Genomic DNA, 17,972 nt, shown 5'->3' with positions numbered 1-17,972 from the left:
TGTTGCAGACGTGGAGCGGAGCACCCGGTGACTGACTCGACCATCATCTATACGCACACCGACGAGGCGCCGGCCCTGGCGACCTATTCGTTCTTGCCCGTGGTCGAGGCGTACGCCTCGACCGCCGGGGTCACTGTGGAGAGCCGTGACATCTCGCTGGCCGGGCGGATCATCGCCCTCTTCCCCGAGTTCCTGGAGGAGGGGCAGCGGATCGAGGACGCGCTCGCCGAGCTCGGCGCGCTCGCCAAGACCCCCGGCGCGAACATCATCAAGCTGCCGAACATCTCGGCCTCGATCCCGCAGCTGAAGGCCGCGATCGCCGAGCTGCAGGAGCAGGGCTACGCGCTGCCGGCCTACCCGGACGACCCGAAGACCGACGAGGAGCGCGACATCCGCGCCCGTTACGACAAGGTCAAGGGCAGCGCCGTCAACCCCGTGCTGCGCGAGGGCAACTCCGACCGCCGCGCCCCCGCCTCGGTCAAGAACTACGCCAAGAAGCACCCGCACCGCATGGGCGCCTGGACCTCCGAGTCGAAGACGAACGTCGCGACCATGGGCGTCGACGACTTCCGCTCCACCGAGAAGTCCACCGTGATCTCCGAGGCCGGCTCGCTGCGCATCGAGCTCGCGGGTGACGACGGCTCGACCACCGTGCTGCGTGAGTCCGTACCCGTCCTCGCGGGCGAGGTCGTGGACGCGTCCGTCATGCGCGTCGCCCCGCTGCGCGAGTTCCTCACCGAGCAGATCGCCCGCGCCAAGGCCGACGGCGTGCTGTTCTCCGTGCACCTGAAGGCCACGATGATGAAGGTCTCCGACCCGATCGTCTTCGGTCACGTGGTGCGCGCCTTCTTCCCGAAGACGTTCGCGAAGTACGGCGAGACGCTCGCCGCGGCCGGCCTGTCCCCGAACGACGGGCTCGGCGGGATCCTCAAGGGACTCGAGGGTCTGCCCGACGGCGCCGAGATCAAGGCGTCGATCGACGCCGAGCTCGCCGAGGGCCCGGAGCTGGCGATGGTCGACTCCGACAAGGGCATCACCAACCTGCACGTGCCGAGCGATGTCATCGTCGACGCCTCCATGCCGGCCATGATCCGCACCTCCGGCCACATGTGGGGCCCGGACGGCCAGGAGGCCGACACGCTGGCCGTCCTCCCGGACAGCAGCTACTCCGGCGTCTACCAGGTCGTCATCGACGACTGCCGCGCCAACGGCGCCTTCGACCCCTCGACCATGGGCTCGGTCCCGAACGTCGGTCTGATGGCGCAGAAGGCCGAGGAGTACGGCAGCCACGACAAGACCTTCGAGATCGCGACCACGGGTACCGTGCGGCTCGTCGACGCGAGCGGCAACGTCGTCCTGGAGCAGACCGTCTCCGCCGGTGACATCTTCCGTGCCTGCCAGTCCAAGGACGCCCCGATCCGCGACTGGGTCAAGCTCGCCGTCACCCGCGCCCGCGCGACCGGCGACCCGGCCGTGTTCTGGCTGGACGAGACCCGCGCGCACGACGCGCAGCTCATCGAGAAGGTCAAGGCGTACCTGGCGGAGCACGACACCGCGGGCCTGGAGATCAAGATCCTCTCCCCGGTCGAGGCGACGAAGTTCTCGCTGGAGCGCATCCGCAAGGGCCTGAACACGATCTCGGTCACCGGCAACGTACTGCGTGACTACCTGACCGACCTGTTCCCGATCCTGGAGCTGGGCACCAGCGCCAAGATGCTGTCCGTCGTGCCGCTGATGGCGGGCGGCGGCCTGTTCGAGACGGGCGCCGGCGGCTCCGCGCCCAAGCACGTGCAGCAGCTGGTCAAGGAGAACTACCTGCGCTGGGACAGCCTGGGCGAGTTCTTCGCGCTCGCGGCCAGCTTCGAGCACCTCGCGCAGACCACGGGCAACGCCCGCGCCCAGGTCCTCGCCGACACGCTCGACCGCGCGACCGCCTCGTTCCTGGAGAACGACAAGTCGCCGACCCGTCGCGTCGGCGGCATCGACAACCGAGGCAGCCACTTCTACCTGGCGTTCTACTGGGCCCAGGAGCTGGCCAAGCAGACCGACGACGCGGACCTGGCCAAGGCGTTCGGCCCGCTCGCCGAGACGCTCACCGCCAAGGAGCAGACCATCGTCGACGAGCTGCTCGCGGTGCAGGGTTCGCCGGCGGACATCGGCGGCTACTACCAGCCCGACCCGGCCAAGGCCGCGGCCGTGATGCGTCCTTCGACGACGTTCAACCAGGCGCTCGCGATCCTCGGCTGACGCCGGGGCCTCTGCGCAAACGGGATCGCCCCGGCCGGTGTCACCGGCCGGGGCGATCCCGTGTACTGCCTCGTTGTACTGCCTAGTTCTTGGCCGTCGCCCAGGCGTGCTGGACTGCCAAGTCCGCCTTGACCTCGGCCAGTTGGACCGCCACCGCCGACGGCGCCGTACCTCCGCGTCCGTTCCGCGAGGCCAGCGCGCCCGGCACATTCAGCACCGTGCGGACCTCGGGCGTCAGATGCGGCGAGATCTTCGCGAACTGGTCGTCCGTCAGCCCGTCCAGCTCGATCCCGCGCTGCTCGCACTCCTTGACGCACTCCCCCGCGACCTCGTGCGCCACCCGGAACGGCACGCCCTGCTTGACCAGCCACTCCGCGATGTCCGTCGCGAGCGAGAAACCCGCGGGCGCCAGCTCCTCCATCCGCTCGCGGTTCACCGTGAGCGTGGCCATCATGCCGGTGAAGGCGGGCAGCAGGACCTCCAGCTGGTCGCAGGAGTCGAAGACCGGCTCCTTGTCCTCCTGGAGGTCGCGGTTGTACGCGAGCGGCAGGGCCTTCAGTGTGGCGAGCAGGCCGGTGAGATTGCCGATCAGCCGGCCCGACTTGCCGCGCGCCAGCTCGGCGATGTCCGGGTTCTTCTTCTGCGGCATGATCGACGAGCCGGTGGAGAACGCGTCGTGCAGGGTCACGAAGGAGAACTCCTTCGTGTTCCAGATGATGATCTCTTCCGCGATCCGCGACAGGTTGACGCCGATCATCGCGGTGATGAAGGCGAACTCCGCGACGAAGTCCCGCGACGCCGTGCCGTCGATCGAGTTCCCCGCGCTGCCGTGCTCGAAGCCAAGGTCCTTCGCGACCGCCTCCGGGTCAAGACCGAGCGACGATCCGGCGAGCGCACCGGAGCCGTACGGAGAGACCGCGGTCCGCTCGTCCCACTGCCGGAGCCGTTCGGCGTCCCGGGACAGCGACTGCACATGCGCCAGGACATGATGCGCGAACAGGACCGGCTGGGCGTGCTGAAGATGCGTACGGCCCGGCATCGCGACGTCCGCGTGCGCCTCGGCCAGCCCCACCAGCGCGTCCTGGAGCTCGGCGATCAGGCCGCCGATGATCCGTGCGCGGTCGCGCAGATACATCCGGAAGAGCGTGGCGACCTGGTCGTTCCGCGACCGTCCCGCGCGCAGCTTGCCACCGAGGTCGGGGCCCAGGCGCTCCAGCAGACCGCGCTCCAGGGCGGTGTGGACGTCCTCGTCGGCGATCGTGCCGACGAACGAGCCGTCGGCGACATCCGCTTCGAGCCGGTCGAGCCCGGCCAGCATCCGTGTCAGCTCGTCCTCGGTCAGCAGCCCCGCCTTGTGGAGCACGCGCGCGTGGGCTCGTGAACCGGCGATGTCGTACGGCGCAAGACGCCAGTCGAAGTGGACCGACGCGGACAGCTTGGCCAGCGCCTCGGCGGGACCGTCGGCGAAACGGCCGCCCCAGAGCCGTACGTCACCGTTGTTGCTGCTCACAGCTGAAGCTCCTCAGAAGGGGTGGATGTGCGACTGCCTCCCCGCCGCGGAGGAACGGGGAGGCAGCTGTCTTACGAGTCCTATCAGCCGAGGTCACGCTTCGCGGCGATCTTCGACGACAGGCCGAAGAGTTCGATGAAGCCCTGCGCCTTCGACTGGTCGAACGTGTCGCCGGAGTCGTAGGTCGCGAGGTTGAAGTCGTAGAGGGACTCGTCCGACTTCCGGCCGGTGACGACGGCGCGGCCGCCGTGCAGCGTCATCCGGATGTCGCCGGAGACATGCTGGTTGGCCTCGTTGATGAAGCCGTCCAGCGCGCGCTTGAGCGGCGAGAACCACAGGCCGTCGTAGACCAGCTCGCCCCAGCGCTGCTCGACCTGCCGCTTGTACCGCGCCAGTTCGCGCTCGACCGTGACGTTCTCCAGCTCCTGGTGCGCGGTGATCAGCGCGATCGCGCCCGGAGCCTCGTACACCTCACGGGACTTGATGCCCACGAGCCGGTCCTCGACCATGTCGATCCGGCCGATGCCCTGCCCGCCGGCCCGCTCGTTGAGCTGCTGGATGGCCTGGAGGACGCTGACGGGCTTGCCGTCGATGGCGACCGGGACGCCCTCCTTGAAGGAGATGACGACCTCGTCGGCCTCGCGCTGCTCCGCCGGGTTCGAGGTGTACTCGTAGATGTCCTCGATCGGCCCGTTCCAGATGTCCTCCAGGAAGCCGGTCTCGACGGCCCGCCCGAAGACGTTCTGGTCGATGGAGTACGGCGACTTCTTGGTGGTGGCGATCGGGAGCTGCTTCTCCTCGCAGAAGGCGATCGCCTTGTCCCGGGTCATGGCGTAGTCACGGACCGGGGCGATGCACTTCAGCTCGGGCGCGAGGGCGACGATGCCCGCCTCGAACCGCACCTGGTCGTTGCCCTTGCCGGTGCAGCCGTGGGCCACGATCGACGCGTTGTGCTTGGTGGCGGCGGCGACGAGGTGCTTGACGATCGTGGGCCGGGAGAGCGCGGAGACCAGCGGGTAGCGGTCCATGTAGAGCGCGTTGGCCTTGATCGCCGGGAGGCAGTACTCCTCGGCGAACTCGTCCTTCGCGTCGGCGACCTCGGCCTCCACGGCACCGCAGGCGAGCGCGCGCTTGCGGATGACGTCCAGGTCCTCGCCACCCTGGCCGACGTCCACGGCAACGGCGATGACCTCGGCGCCCGTCTCCTCGGCGATCCAGCCGATGGCGACGGAGGTGTCCAGACCGCCCGAGTAGGCGAGTACGACGCGCTCGGTCACGGGTTTCTCCTTACGGTGCATTCGGTGATGGAATAAGTATGCACTCCTCCGTATGTTTCGTCAATGCGGTCACTCGAGCTTCGAAAGAGCCGGTTCCGCCACGCGCCCGCGCCGGATCCGGCCGGGCAGGAGCAGGGCCACCAGCAGGGCCGCCGCCGAGAAGGCGATCGACGCGGCGAAGTCGGTACGGAAGCCCTGTGTCAGCACATCGAGCGACGGCAGCGCCCCGGTGCCCGGCATGCCGACCGTGGACAGGATCGCCACCCCGAACGCGCCGCCGATCTGGAACGACGCGGTGTTCAGCCCCGATGCCAGCCCGGCCTCCCGCTCGGCGACCCCGGCGAGCGAGGCGACCGACGCCGCGACAAAGGCGGCACCGAGACCGGGACCGAAGACCAGCAGTCCGAGGAACAGGTCCTCGAAGTAGCTGCCGCCGGCCGAGACCTGGGCGAGCAGCAGACAGCCGATCCCGGTCAGCGCCATGCCGGCCATCGCGACCGGCCGGGGCCCGGTCCTGGTGACGACCGCCTGTCCGGCGACCGAGCCGACGGCCGCCATCACCGGCATCACGGCGGAGCTGAGGCCGAACATCAGGGCGGAGTAGCCGAGCACCTGCTGGGCGTACTCGGACACGGTGAGGGACATGCCCCAGGCGGCCATGCCGAGCAGCAGGAGCACCAGATTGCCGCCGACGAGAGCGCGCGAGCGGAAGATCCGCAGGGGCGCGAGCGGTGCCCGGGAGCGCGACTCGACCAGCGCGAACACCGCGATCAGCAGGGCGGACAGGCCGAGCAGAAGCAGCGTGCGGGGCCGGCTCCAGCCGATGTCCGGCGCCTCGACGACGGCGTACACGAGCAGCGCGAGCGCGGCGGTGATCGTCACGGCGCCCGCCAGGTCGAAGCTCCGTCCGCGCTCCGCGCCGCGGCTCTCCTTCAGGAGCACGGGGCTCAGCCCGAACAGGACGAGCGCCACCGGAACATTGATGAAGAAGATCCACTCCCAGCCGAGCCAGGACGTCAGCGGTCCGCCGACCAGCAGCGCGGCCGTGGCCCCCACTCCGCCGACGGCCGACCAGATGCCGAGCGCCTTGTTGCGCTCGGTTCCCTCGTCGAAGGTCGTCATCAGGATGGAGAGCGCGGTCGGCGCCATGATCGCCGCCGAGACGCCCTGGAGCACCCGGGCCACGATCAGCGTGCCGCCGGTCCACGCGAAGCCGCAGAGCAGCGAGGAGAAGAGGAAGAGCGCGGTGCCGATCATGAACATACGGCGGCGTCCCAGCAGGTCGGCCGAGCGGCCGCCGAGCAGCAGCAGTCCGCCGAAGGTCAGCAGATAGGCGCTCATGACCCACTGCTCGCCGCCTCCTGAGAAGCCGAGTTCGCGCTGGATGGACGGCAGCGCCAGGATGACGATCTGTGCGTCGAGGATGACCATGAAGTCCGCGGCGCAGAGCAGCGCCAGCGCCTTCCAGCGGCGGGGATCGGGGTGCGGTGAAGGGTTCATGCCGTACGGACACACGGGCTCCCGGAAAGTCGTCGGGCATTGGGGTATGCGTGAGCGATGAGTTTCGGACGGCTTCGCGGTCTGTTCAGATGGGCGGCGTCCGAGCGGACCCGAGTACCGAAGGAGTAGCTCCCATGGCGAACAGCGCACAGGCAGTGAAGCCCGCCGACGCGGACTTCGAGCGGCTCACCGCGCCGTTCCGGCGCGAGCTGCTGGCCCACTGCTACCGGATGGTCGGCTCGGTGCACGACGCCGAGGACCTGGTCCAGGAGACGTATCTGCGCGCCTGGCGCTCGTACGACAGTTTCGAAGGCCGGTCGTCGCTGCGCACCTGGCTCTACCGCATCGCGACCAATGCGTGTCTGACCGCGCTGGAACACCGGGGCCGCCGCCCGCTGCCGTCCGGCCTGGGCGCGCCCGGCGACGACGCGGCGGGGCCGCTGGCTCCGGCCCGGCCCGAGGTGCCCTGGCTGCAGCCGCTGCCCGACCCGCTGTTCGCCGACGACCCCGCGGACCCGGCCACGGTCGTCACCGCACGCGAGAACGTGCGGCTGGCATTCGTCGCGGCCCTTCAGCTCCTTCCGCCGCGGCAGCGGGCGATTCTGATCCTGCGCGATGTGCTGCGCTGGCACGCGGCCGAGGTCGCCGATCTGACCGAGAGCACGGAGGCCGCGGTGAACAGCATGCTGCAGCGTGCCCGCGGCCGGATCTCCCGGGCGGCGCCCGTGGCGGAGACGCTCACAGGACCGGCCGAGCCCGAGCAGCGCGAGCTGGTGGAGCGGTATGCGACGGCCTTCGAGAACGCGGACATCTCGGCCCTGATGCGGCTGCTCACCGATGACATCGTCTTCGAGATGCCGCCGATCCCGACATGGTTCACCGGCCGGGAGGCCGCCGGCCGCCTGATCGCGGCGAAGTGCCCGGTCTTCCGCGAGGGCGGCCGGCTCATCCGTACGTCGGCGAACGGCCAGCCGGCGATCGCCATGTACCAGCACGGCGACGACGGCCTGCTGCACGCCTTCACCGTCGAGGTGCACACCGTCACGGCGGCGGGCATCGCACGGGTCGTGTCCTTCCAGGACCCGTCGCTCTTCCCGGCATTCGGACTGCCGCTCTCCGCACACCCGGCGGATTTCGGCAGTTGAGGCTGCGCTTCGCCGGTCGATCGGACAGCCGATAATCGACGGCATGGGACAACGCTACGAACGCATAGAAGGCAGGATCCGCACGTTCATCGAGGAACAGCCGGTCTTCTTCACCGCCACCGCTCCGCTGAACGGGGACGGACATGTCAATCTCTCGCCCAAGGGCCGTAAGGGCACCCTCGTCGTCATCGACGAACTGACCCTCGCCTACCTCGACTTCGGCGGCAGCGGCGCCGAGACCGTCGCCCACCTCCGCGAGGAGGGCAACGGCCGGATCACGCTCATGTGGTGCGCCTTCAGCGGCCCGCCCAAGGTGCTGCGCGTGCACGGCAAGGGCGAGGCGGTCTTCCGCGACGACCCGCGCTGGGCGGAGTTCATCCCGTACTTCAAGGACGTCGACGGGCCGGGCGCGCGCGCCATCGTGGTGATCCACGCGCAGCGGGTGAGCGACGCGTGCGGGTTCGCGGTGCCGTTCATGGCGTACGAGGAGGAACGCACGCAGCACGCCGAGCACTTCGGCCGTAAGTCGGAGGAGGAGTTCGCGGCGTACTGCGAGAAGAAGGAGCACGTCGGAGTGAGCCTGGACGGCCTGCCTGCGCTGCCGCTGCCGCTGCCCGCGCGCGCCGACTGACCCCGGTCATGCCCTGCCGCCCGGGCCGACGGCCGAGTCCCGGATTGCACAAGCGCCCCTCGAGTTGAACTCCACGGGCCTCGTCTGCGTATCCCCGTACGCGAAGAGGTTCAGCCGAGGAGCAGGCGTGGCGATGTTGCAGAGCGGTCGGGCCGCGAGACGCCAGACCATGAAGGCGATCCGTCCCCGGCGCGACCCGGCGGTGGTCATGCTGGCCGTCGCCTGGGCAGGGGCGGTGGCGGTGCTGTCCCTGTGGTGGCAGAACACCGCGGTGGTGCACATGACCACCGCCGAGTGGCTGATCGGCGCCGGCCGGATCACCGGTCTGCTGGGCGGATACACGATCGCGCTGGTGGTGCTGCTGATGGCACGCGTCCCGGCTCTGGAACGGCGGGTGGGTTCCGACCGGGTGACCCGCTGGCACGCGATGAGCGGCCGCTACGCGATCAGTCTGATCGTCGCGCACGTCGTACTGATCGTCTGGGGGTACGCCGTCCAGGCCCGGACCGGGCTCGTGGAGCAGACCGTCACCGTCGTCGTCGACTTCCCGGAAATGATCAAGGCGGCGATCGGCACCGGGCTCCTGCTGCTCGTCGGCTTCGTCTCGGCCGGGGCACTGCGCCGGCGGATGGCGTACGAGACGTGGTACTACCTGCACCTCGTCACCTATGTCGCGGTGTATCTGACCTTCTGGCACCAGCTGGCGACAGGTGCCGAGTTCGTGGCGAACCCGTCGGCGCGCACCGTCTGGTACGTGCTGTACGGAGCGGTCGGCGCGCTGTTGCTCTGGTACCGCGTCCTGTCGCCCCTCCGGCTCAATCTCTGGCACCGGATGCGGGTCGAGTCGACCGTGGAGGAGGCACCCGGTGTGGTCTCCGTGCTGATCACCGGGCGGCGGCTGCACCGGCTCGGCGCCGAGGCGGGTCAGTTCTTCCGCTGGCGGTTCCTCACCAAGGGGCTGCGCTGGAGCGCCAATCCGTACTCGCTCTCCGCCGCACCCCGCCCCACTTTGATGCGTATCACCGTCAAGGCGGTCGGCAGCCACAGCACGGCCCTCTCCCGGCTGGAGCCGGGGACGCGGGTCTGGGCCGAGGGCCCGTACGGAGCCATGACCGCCGGCCGTCGCAGCCGCAACAAGGTGCTGCTGATCGCGGGCGGTGCCGGGATCACGCCGCTGCGGGCGCTGTTCGAGACACTGCCCGGCGGCCCGGGCGACCTGACTCTGCTCTACCGGGCCAGCAAGACGCGGGACCTGGCCCTGTGGAGCGAGCTGAAGCAGATCGCCGAGCGCCGGGACGCACGGCTGATGTACGCGGTGAACGGACCCGACGGGGCCCGGCCCGAGATCACCGCCAAGCGGCTGACGGAAGTGCTGCCCGACATCGACGAGCACGACGTCTATCTCTGCGGGCCGCCCGGTCTCGCCGAGGAGTCGTACCAGGCACTGCGCGAAGCAGGAGTGCCTACCCGCCGGATCCACCACGAGTCCTTCGAGATGTGAGGCCGTCCTTGAAGAGGAAGCATCCACTTCGCCGGATCATGATCGGCGTTGCCGCCACCACATCGAGTGTCGTGCTGCTGCTCGCACTGAAGCAGCCGGGCAACACCGTGGTCGAGGCGTCGTCGCAGCCCGGCTCTCAAGTGCCGCCCGCCGGCTCCGCGTCCACCGGTAACGGTGCCGGGACCGCGGGAGGACTGACAGTGCTCGGAGACGTCGCCAAGACGCAGTACGGCGACGTCCAGGTCCAGCTCACCCTCAGCGGCGGCAGAATCGTCCGGGCGCAGGCCGTGAAGGCGCCCAGCGCCGACGCCAACAGCCGGCAGATCGCCGACAACGCGATCCCCAAGCTCAACCAGGCAGCCGTCACGGCACAGAGCGCACAGATCGACGCCGTCTCCGGCGCCAGCTACACCAGCGAGGGCTACATCAAGTCCCTGCAGAGCGCACTCGACAAGGCGGAGGCCGCGGGGGCGGCGGGCTCCGGCGCCGGGGATTCGGGCAGCGACGAATCCGGCGCGGAGGCCGGGGCACAACCCGGCGCAGGGACGCAGCCGGGAGGGAGCTCGGGTTCCGGTGCGGACTCCGACGCCGGCGCGGACTCCGGTTCCGGCTCGGGTTCGGGCTCCGGCTCCGACCCCGGTTCCGGCTCCGGCACCCCGGTGGCGAAGACCGTCCTCGGCGATGTGGCCGACACGCAGTACGGCCCGGTGCAGGTCCGGATCACAGTCAGCGGAGGCAAGGTCACCGCGGCCGACGCCGTCAAGTCACCCAGTTCCGACGCCAACAGCCGGCAGATCGCCGCCAACGCGATCCCCAAGCTCAACCAGGCAGCGGTCACGGCACAGAGCGCGCAGATCGACGCCGTCTCCGGCGCCAGCTACACCAGCGAGGGCTACATCAAGTCCCTGCAGAGCGCGCTCGACAAGGCGGGGTTGTGATGCCCGGCGACCGGGAGCGTCTGCGTCATGTCGAGCACACCATGGGGACGGTCTTCTCGTTCGACATCCGTATCGCCGAGCGCAGCGCCTCCCCCAGGGTGCACGCCGGACTGGCCGCCGCCGTCGCAGGTCTGCGCCGCGTGGACGAGATCTTTTCGACGTACCGTCCGGGCAGCCAGCTGAGCCGGCTCGCCCGCGGCGAACTCTCGCTCGGAGACTGTGTCACCGAGGTCGCCGAAGTGCTCGATCTGTGCGCCGACGCGGAGCGGGAGAGCGAGGGCTGGTTCACCGCCCACTACGCCGGCCAACTGGATCCGACCGGGCTGGTCAAGGGCTGGGCGGTGGAGTGCGCCGTGCGCATGCTCGCCTCGTCCGGTGCGGATTCGGTCTGCCTCAACGGAGGCGGAGACATCCAGCTCTACGGCGGCCCCTGGCGGGTGGGCGTCAGCGACCCGCTGCACCCGGGCGGGCTCGTCACGGTGATCGAGGCCGACGACCGTCTCGCGATCGCAACATCGGGCCCGGCCGAGCGCGGCTGCCACATTCTCGACCCGCACACCGGCCTGCCACCCGCGAATGACCTGGCGTCGATGACCGTCGTCTGTCCCGGGCTGACGCACGCGGACGCCCGGGCGACCGCCGCGTACGCCATGGGCGGGCGGGCCCGGGACTGGCTGGAGGAGCTGCCCGACACCGAGGGCTTTGCGGTCCACGCCGACGGCAGCACCTGGAGCACCAGCGGATTCGCCCGCCACACGGCGAAGTTGACCGCCTGAGGACCGGACGGCCCGGCGGCTGTCAGCGGTCGTTCTGGGCCAGGCGCAGCAGATGGTCCGCCAGCGCCTGGCCGCCCAGCGGGTCCCGGCTGATCAGCAGCAGCGTGTCGTCGCCCGCGATGGTGCCGAGGATGTCGTGCAGTTCGGCCTGGTCGATCGCCGAGGCGAGGAACTGTGCCGCGCCCGGCGGCGTACGCAGCACCACGAGATTGGCCGAGGCCTCCGCGGAGATCAGCAGTTCACCGGAGAGGCGGCGCATCCGCTCCTCCTTGGCCGACTCGCCGAGCGGGACGTGCGGAGTGCGGTAGCCGCCTTCGCTGGGCACCGCGTAGATCAGCTCGCCGCCGGTGTTGCGGATCTTCACCGCGCCGAGCTCGTCGAGGTCGCGGGAGAGCGTCGCCTGCGTGACGCTCAGTCCGTTGTCCGCGAGGAGCTTGGCCAACTGGCTCTGCGAGCGCACCGGCTGCCGGTTGAGGATGTCCACGATCCGGCGGTGGCGGGCCGTACGGGTCTGCGGTACGGCGGGCCCGCCGTGCTCGGTGTCCTGCGCCTCGGTCATCGTCGTCTCATTCTCCGGATCGTCCGTCCCCGTCGACTGCGTCGAGAACGCCGGGCAGGGCCCGGAGAAACGCGTCCACGTCGGCCTCGGCGATGATCAGCGGCGGCATGAGCCGTACGACATCGGGGGCGGGGGCGTTCACCAGGAAGCCGGCGCTCTGAGCCGCCTGCTGCACCTGTGGCGCAAAGGGCTCGGTGAGCACGATACCCAGCAACAGGCCCGCGCCACGGACATGGGAGACCAGCGGGTGGCGGAGCGACTCGACTCCCTCGCGGATCTTCTCGCCGAGCCGCTTGACCTCGTCGAGCGTCCCGTCGGCCGCGAGCGTGTCCAGGACGGCGAGTCCGGCGGCGCACGCGACGGGGTTCCCGCCGAAGGTGGTGCCGTGCTGGCCGGGCTTCAGCAGCTCGGCCGCCTCGCCGAACGCCACGGTCGCGCCGAGCGGGAGCCCGCCCCCGAGACCCTTGGCGAGCGTGACCACATCCGGCTCGACCCCGGTGTGCGCCTGGTACTCGAACCAGTGGCCGGTGCGTCCGACGCCGGTCTGGACCTCGTCGAGCACCAGCAGCGTGCCGGTCGCACTGGTGATCTCCCGGGCGGCCCGGAGGTAGTCGGTCGGCGGCACGACCACGCCGTTCTCGCCCTGGATCGGCTCGATGACCACCAGCGCGGTCTCCTCGGTAACAACGGACCGCAGCGCTTCGGCATCGCCGTACGGCACGTGCGTGACCTCGCCCGGCAGCGGCAGGAACGGCTCCTGCTTGCCCGGCTGGCCGGTGAGCGCGAGCGCTCCCATGGTGCGGCCGTGGAAGCCGCCGCGGGTGGCGACCATGTGCCGGCGGCCGGTCAGCCGGCCGATTTTGAAGGCCGCTTCGTTGGCCTCCGCGCCGGAGTTGCAGAAGAAGACGCGACCGGGACGGCCGAAGTGCTGGATGAGCCGCTCGGCGAGTGCGACGGGCGGCTCGGCGACATAGAGGTTGGAGACATGGCCGAGCCAGGCGATCTGCCGGGTGACGGCCTCGACGACGGCGGGGTGGGCGTGGCCGAGCGCGTTCACCGCGATGCCGCCGACGAAGTCGGTGTACTCGACGCCGTCCGCGTCCCAGACGTGTGCGCCCTCGCCGCGGACGAGCGACAGCTTCGGCGTGCCGTAGTTGTCGGTCATCACTCCCTGCCAGCGCTGCGTGAGTTCCTGGTTGCTCATGATTCCCCCTGTCCGTCGGGCAGCACCATCGTGCCGATGCCCGAGTCGGTGAAGATCTCCAGCAGGATCGAGTGCGGCACGCGGCCGTCGAGCACGCGGGCGGTGTTGACCCCGTTGCGTACGGCGAAGAGACAGCCCTCCATCTTCGGGACCATGCCGGTGGAGAGGTCGGGCAGCAGCTTCTCCAGCTGCGTGGCGGTGAGCCGGCTGATCACGTCGTCGCTGTTGGGCCAGTCCTCGTACAGGCCCTCGACGTCGGTCAGCACCACCAGCGTCTCGGCGCCGAGCGCGGCGGCCAGCGCGGCCGCCGCGGTGTCGGCGTTGACGTTGTAGACGTGATGGTCGTCGGCGGAGCGGGCGATCGAGGAGATGACCGGGATACGGCCGTCGTCGAGCAGCGCCTCGATCGCGCCGGTCTCGATCTTGGTGATCTCGCCGACGCGGCCGATGTCGACCAGTTCGCCGTCGATCGTCGGCAGGTGCTTGGTGGCCGTGATGGTGTGCGCGTCCTCGCCGGTGAGGCCGACGGCGAGCGGGCCGTGCTGGTTGAGCAGCCCGACGAGCTCGCGCTGGACCTGTCCGGCGAGCACCATCCGTACGACGTCCATCGCCTCGGGCGTGGTGACCCGCAGGCCCGCCTTGAACTCGCTGACCAGGCCGTGCCGGTCGAGCTGGGCGTTGATCTGCGGGCCGCCGCCGTGCACGACGACCGGCTTCAGGCCCGCGTGCCGCAGAAAGACGACGTCCTGGGCGAAGGCGGCCTTGAGCTCCTCGTCGATCATGGCGTTGCCGCCGAACTTGATGACGACGGTCTTGCCGTTGTGCCGGGTCAGCCAGGGCAGCGCCTCGATGAGGATCTCGGCCTTCGGCAGTGCGGTGTGCTTGCGAGCGGTCATGAGGAGTACGCGCTGTTCTCGTGGACGTAGTCGGCGGTGAGGTCGTTGGCCCAGATGACGGCGGACTCGGAGCCGGCGGCGAGGTCGGCGGTGATCTTCACCTCGCGGTAACGCATGTCGACCAGGTCGCGGTCCTCGCCGACGCAGCCGTTCTTGCAGACCCAGACGTCGTTGATGGCGACATTCAGCCGGTCGGGCTCGAAGACGGCCCGGGTGGTGCCGATGGCGGACAGCACCCGGCCCCAGTTGGGGTCCTCGCCGTGGATGGCGCACTTGAGGAGGTTGTTACGGGCGATGGAGCGGCCGACCTCGACGGCGTCGTCCTCGCTCGCGGCGTTGATCACCTCGATGCGGATGTCCTTGGACGCGCCTTCGGCATCACCGATGAGCTGGCGTGCGAGGTCGTCGCAGACGGCGCGGACGCCTTCGGCGAAGTCGTCGTACGCGGGGCTCGTGCCACAAGCGCCGGAGGCGAGCAGCAGCACGGTGTCGTTGGTGGACATGCAGCCGTCGGAGTCGATCCGGTCGAAGGTCTGCCGGGTGGCGTCGCGCAAAGCCTTGTCGAGCGTCCCGCTCTCCAGGTCGGCGTCGGTGGTCAGCACGACCAGCATGGTGGCGAGTCCGGGAGCGAGCATGCCCGCGCCTTTTGCCATGCCGCCGACCGTCCAGCCGTCGCCCTCGTGGACCGACGTCTTGTGAACGGTGTCGGTGGTCTTGATGGCGATGGCGGCCTTTTCGCCGCCGTGCTCGCTGAGTTGGGCGGCTGCCTGCTCCATGCCGGGCAGCAGCTTGTCCATCGGGAGCAGGATGCCGATGAGTCCGGTGGACGCGACGGCGATCTCGCCCGCGCCGGTGTCCAGGCCCTGCGCCTTCAGGACATCGGCCGCCTTCTCGGCGGTGGCATGGGTGTCCTGGAAGCCCTGCGGGCCCGTACAGGCGTTGGCGCCGCCGGAGTTGAGGACGACGGCGGTCACCTCGCCGCCCTTGAGTACCTGCTCGGACCAGAGGACCGGTGCGGCCTTGACGCGGTTGGAGGTGAAGACGCCTGCGGCGGCGCGGCGCGGACCGGTGTTGACCACGAGGGCCAGGTCCGGGTTGCCGTTCGCCTTGATCCCGGCGGCGATGCCCGCCGCCGTGAATCCCTGTGCTGCCGTGACGCTCACTGCATCTCCTTCTTCGCTTCTCCGCCCGCGCTGGGGGCACCGCCCGCCGAAGGCAGGGGGAGCAAAGGCGCGGCTTTCGTGGTCGTCCGCAGCCAGGTGGCTGCGCGCGCGCCGCTCAAGGAGCGACTCCGATCGTGGACAGGCCGAGGGACTCGTCGAATCCGAGGGCGAGGTTCATGCTCTGCACCGCGCCGCCGGCGGTGCCCTTGGTGAGGTTGTCGATCACGCTGATCGCGATGATCCGGCCGGCGGCCTCGTCGTACGCGACCTGGATCTGGACGGCGTTCGATCCGTAGACGGACGCGGTCGCCGGCCACTGGCCCTCCGGCAGCAGGTGGACGAACACCTCGTCGGCGAGCGCCTTTTCGTAGGCGGTCCGCACGTCCTGCGCCGTCGTGCCCGGCTTCGCCTTCGCGGAGCAGGTGGCGAGGATGCCGCGGGCCATCGGCGCGAGCGTCGGCGTGAAGGAGACGGTGACCGGCTCTCCTGCCGCCGCGCTCAGGTTCTGGATCATCTCCGGCGTATGGCGGTGGCCGCCGCCGACGCCGTACGGGCTCATGGAGCCCATCACCTCGGAACCGAGCAGATGCGGCTTCGGCGACTTGCCGGCGCCGGAGGTGCCGGAGGCGGCGGTGATCACGGCCTCGGGTTCGGCGATGCCTGCCGCGTATGCCGGGAAGAGCGCGAGCGAGACGGCGGTCGGATAGCAGCCGGGCACCGCGATGCGCTTGGACCCCTCCAGCGCGGCACGGGCGCCCGGCAGTTCGGGGAGGCCGTAGGGCCAGGTGCCGGCGTGCGGTGAGGCGTAGAACTTCTCCCAGTCGGCGGCGTCCTTCAGCCGGAAGTCGGCGCCCATGTCGACGACGAGTACGTCGTCGCCGAGCTGCTCGGCGACCGCCGCGGACTGCCCGTGCGGCAGTGCGAGAAAGACGACGTCGTGTCCGGCGAGCACCTCGGCGGTGGTCGGCTGGAGCACGCGGTCGGCGAGGGGCAGCAGGTGGGGCTGGAGGCCGCCGAGTTTCTGGCCCGCGTTGGAGTTGCCCGTGAGCTCGCCGATCTCGACTCCGGGGTGGGCGAGGAGCAGTCGGAGCAGTTCCCCGCCCGCGTATCCGCTCGCTCCTGCCACTGCTGCTCGTACCGCCATCGAACCCTCCTCGCCGATGGCATGACTATACGCAGCACCGCAGGGTTATGCAATCGCTCATGCAATTCGCCCGCCTGGCTGTGCACGGGCTCATGCCTGCGACTAATACGCCGGAAATTTATGTGCGCCGAACGGCCACACTCTCGGGCCGGGATCCGTCAGTGAGGTGACAGCAGCGGACGAAGGAGAAGAACGGCGCAGGCACGAATGAAGAACCCGGCCGAACCCGGCCCTGGTCATCCCGCAGGTCGGGCCCGCGCACCGCGGCTCTCCGCCGTGGCCGGCGGGCCCGACCGGGTGAACAGGAGCGCGCAGGACAGGGCCGCAAGGACCTGGACCGCCGCCGCGGTGAGCAGCGCGGCCGGGAGCGAGGTGACGGCGAGCGGTCCGGCGGCGGCCGCGCCGATCGCGAAGCCGCTGAGTTTGAGGCTCGCGCCGGTGGTGAATATCTGGCCGCGCAGCCGGTCCGGCGCCTCGCGATGGCGTACCGCGAACAAGGCGGTGAGCTGCGGGCCCTGGCCGATGCCGGCGAGGACGACCGCTGCGACGAGCGGTACCGGGCGGCCGGTCGCGGCGAGCAGGCACGCGGCCGCGAGGACGACACAGCTGCCCAGGATGACGGTGTCGGGGCTCGGCTGCCGGGCGGACCGGGCGAGCAGCGCGTTGGCCGCCACCGCCGAGACCGCGATGCCGGAGAGCAGCATCGCTCCCTGGCCCGCGCCGCCGAGGACCCGTTCTCCGAGCAGCGGCGCGCAGGCGACCAGCATGCCTTCGCCCGCACAGGAGATCACCGACGCGGTGGTGGCGCTGGCCAGCGGCCGGATGCGGACGATGGCGCGGAATCCGGCTGCGAGGTCGGCGACGACCGATGTGGCCGGCGTACGGTGCGGGCCGCGGGCGGCGGGGAGCGCTCGGGCCGCCGGCAGCGCTCGGGCCGCGGGGAGCGCGAGGCAGATCAGCACGGCGGCGACGACCACGCCGGTGTGCGCACCCGCGACATGGGCGACCGCGCCGGCCAGCGCGGGTCCGGCCAGGCCCGCGAGATTGAAGGTCGTCGCGTCGAGCGCGTTCGCGCGCGGCAGGTCTTGCGGTGCGACGACCCGGGGCAGTTGCGCGGTCCAGCCGCCGGACAGCGCCGGGCCCAGGAGCCCGGCGCACACCGCGATCAGCACGGTGACGGCGATCGGGACGCGACCGAGGCTCAGGAGGATGACGACGAGGGCCACGGCGTAGCCGGCCAGTGCCGCCGCGAGCATCCGTCCGGGCCGGACGGATCTGTCGAGCAGCACACCGAGGAGCGGACCGCCGACGGCTGCCGCGATCATGGTGCCCGCCAGCAGCGACGAGGCGGCGGCGGCCGAGCCCGTGACCGCGAGGCCCGCGAGCAACAGGGCAGGACCCGACATCTCGTCGCCGGTGCGGGCCACCGCCGCTCCGGCCGTATAGCTTCCCAGTCCGTAACGCTTTCGCATCCGAGTTAC

15 protein-coding genes are annotated in these 17,972 nt (G+C 70.4%); 6 read left to right on the top strand and 9 right to left on the bottom strand.

Features of this window, described 5'->3' with window-relative positions; translation table 11 throughout:
- The first annotated feature begins 27 nt into the window (after positions 1-27).
- Positions 28-2,247, top strand: coding sequence for an NADP-dependent isocitrate dehydrogenase (locus ACH4YL_RS17325; RefSeq protein WP_398508174.1), 2,220 nt, complete (start codon positions 28-30; stop codon positions 2,245-2,247).
- An 82-nt stretch (positions 2,248-2,329) separates the two neighbouring features.
- On the opposite strand, the gene argH is transcribed toward ACH4YL_RS17325, so the two are convergent.
- From argH to ACH4YL_RS17310, 3 genes are all read right to left on the bottom strand, one after another.
- Positions 2,330-3,757, bottom strand: coding sequence for an argininosuccinate lyase (gene argH, locus ACH4YL_RS17320; protein WP_398508173.1), 1,428 nt, complete (start codon positions 3,755-3,757; stop codon positions 2,330-2,332).
- A gap of 83 nt (positions 3,758-3,840) precedes the next feature.
- Complete coding sequence (locus ACH4YL_RS17315; protein ID WP_398508172.1) at positions 3,841-5,034, bottom strand: argininosuccinate synthase; 1,194 nt, start codon at positions 5,032-5,034, stop codon at positions 3,841-3,843.
- A 69-nt stretch (positions 5,035-5,103) separates the two neighbouring features.
- Complete coding sequence (locus ACH4YL_RS17310) at positions 5,104-6,534, bottom strand: MFS transporter (RefSeq protein WP_398508171.1); 1,431 nt, start codon at positions 6,532-6,534, stop codon at positions 5,104-5,106.
- 134 nt (positions 6,535-6,668) lie between these two features.
- Here ACH4YL_RS17310 and ACH4YL_RS17305 point away from each other — a divergent pair, with 134 nt between their 5' ends.
- The 5 genes from ACH4YL_RS17305 (at position 6,669) to ACH4YL_RS17285 (ending at position 11,525) form a co-directional block, all read left to right on the top strand.
- The gene (locus ACH4YL_RS17305) at positions 6,669-7,679 is read left to right on the top strand and encodes a sigma-70 family RNA polymerase sigma factor (protein ID WP_398508170.1); all 1,011 of its coding nucleotides are present in this window, start codon (positions 6,669-6,671) and stop codon (positions 7,677-7,679) included.
- 43 nt (positions 7,680-7,722) lie between these two features.
- Positions 7,723-8,310: a pyridoxamine 5'-phosphate oxidase family protein gene (locus ACH4YL_RS17300; protein ID WP_398508169.1), complete on the top strand. Its 588-nt coding sequence runs from the start codon at positions 7,723-7,725 to the stop codon at positions 8,308-8,310.
- Positions 8,311-8,443: 133 nt separating this feature from the next.
- The gene (locus tag ACH4YL_RS17295; RefSeq protein WP_398508378.1) at positions 8,444-9,811 is read left to right on the top strand and encodes a ferric reductase-like transmembrane domain-containing protein; all 1,368 of its coding nucleotides are present in this window, start codon (positions 8,444-8,446) and stop codon (positions 9,809-9,811) included.
- Between the two features lie 38 nt (positions 9,812-9,849).
- Positions 9,850-10,749: an FMN-binding protein gene (locus tag ACH4YL_RS17290; protein WP_398508168.1), complete on the top strand. Its 900-nt coding sequence runs from the start codon at positions 9,850-9,852 to the stop codon at positions 10,747-10,749.
- Positions 10,750-10,790: 41 nt separating this feature from the next.
- Positions 10,791-11,525, top strand: coding sequence for an FAD:protein FMN transferase (locus tag ACH4YL_RS17285; RefSeq protein ID WP_398508377.1), 735 nt, complete (start codon positions 10,791-10,793; stop codon positions 11,523-11,525).
- Between the two features lie 22 nt (positions 11,526-11,547).
- Here ACH4YL_RS17285 and ACH4YL_RS17280 read toward each other — a convergent pair whose 3' ends face one another.
- The 6 genes from ACH4YL_RS17280 to ACH4YL_RS17255 form a co-directional block, all read right to left on the bottom strand.
- Positions 11,548-12,084, bottom strand: coding sequence for an arginine repressor (locus ACH4YL_RS17280; protein ID WP_398508167.1), 537 nt, complete (start codon positions 12,082-12,084; stop codon positions 11,548-11,550).
- Positions 12,085-12,091: 7 nt separating this feature from the next.
- Entirely contained in the window at positions 12,092-13,288 is a 1,197-nt protein-coding gene (locus ACH4YL_RS17275) for an acetylornithine transaminase (RefSeq protein WP_398508166.1), read from the bottom strand.
- Positions 13,285-14,184, bottom strand: a complete 900-nt coding sequence (argB, locus tag ACH4YL_RS17270) for an acetylglutamate kinase (RefSeq protein WP_398508165.1) — start codon at positions 14,182-14,184, stop codon at positions 13,285-13,287. The genes ACH4YL_RS17275 and argB overlap by 4 nt, the downstream gene beginning before the upstream one ends.
- The gene (argJ, locus tag ACH4YL_RS17265) at positions 14,181-15,347 is read right to left on the bottom strand and encodes a bifunctional glutamate N-acetyltransferase/amino-acid acetyltransferase ArgJ (protein WP_398508164.1); all 1,167 of its coding nucleotides are present in this window, start codon (positions 15,345-15,347) and stop codon (positions 14,181-14,183) included. Before argJ ends, argB begins: the two co-directional genes overlap by 4 nt.
- A gap of 115 nt (positions 15,348-15,462) precedes the next feature.
- Positions 15,463-16,491, bottom strand: a complete 1,029-nt coding sequence (gene argC, locus ACH4YL_RS17260; RefSeq protein ID WP_398508163.1) for an N-acetyl-gamma-glutamyl-phosphate reductase — start codon at positions 16,489-16,491, stop codon at positions 15,463-15,465.
- Positions 16,492-16,727: 236 nt separating this feature from the next.
- Entirely contained in the window at positions 16,728-17,963 is a 1,236-nt protein-coding gene (locus tag ACH4YL_RS17255) for an MFS transporter (RefSeq protein ID WP_398508162.1), read from the bottom strand.
- Positions 17,964-17,972 lie beyond the last annotated feature (9 nt).

This window comes from Streptomyces sp. NPDC020681, from assembly GCF_044334895.1.
GTDB lineage: Bacteria > Actinomycetota > Actinomycetes > Streptomycetales > Streptomycetaceae > Streptomyces.
The sequence above is the reverse complement of the archived record's forward strand: the minus strand, read 5'-3'. Positions and strand labels throughout refer to the sequence as shown.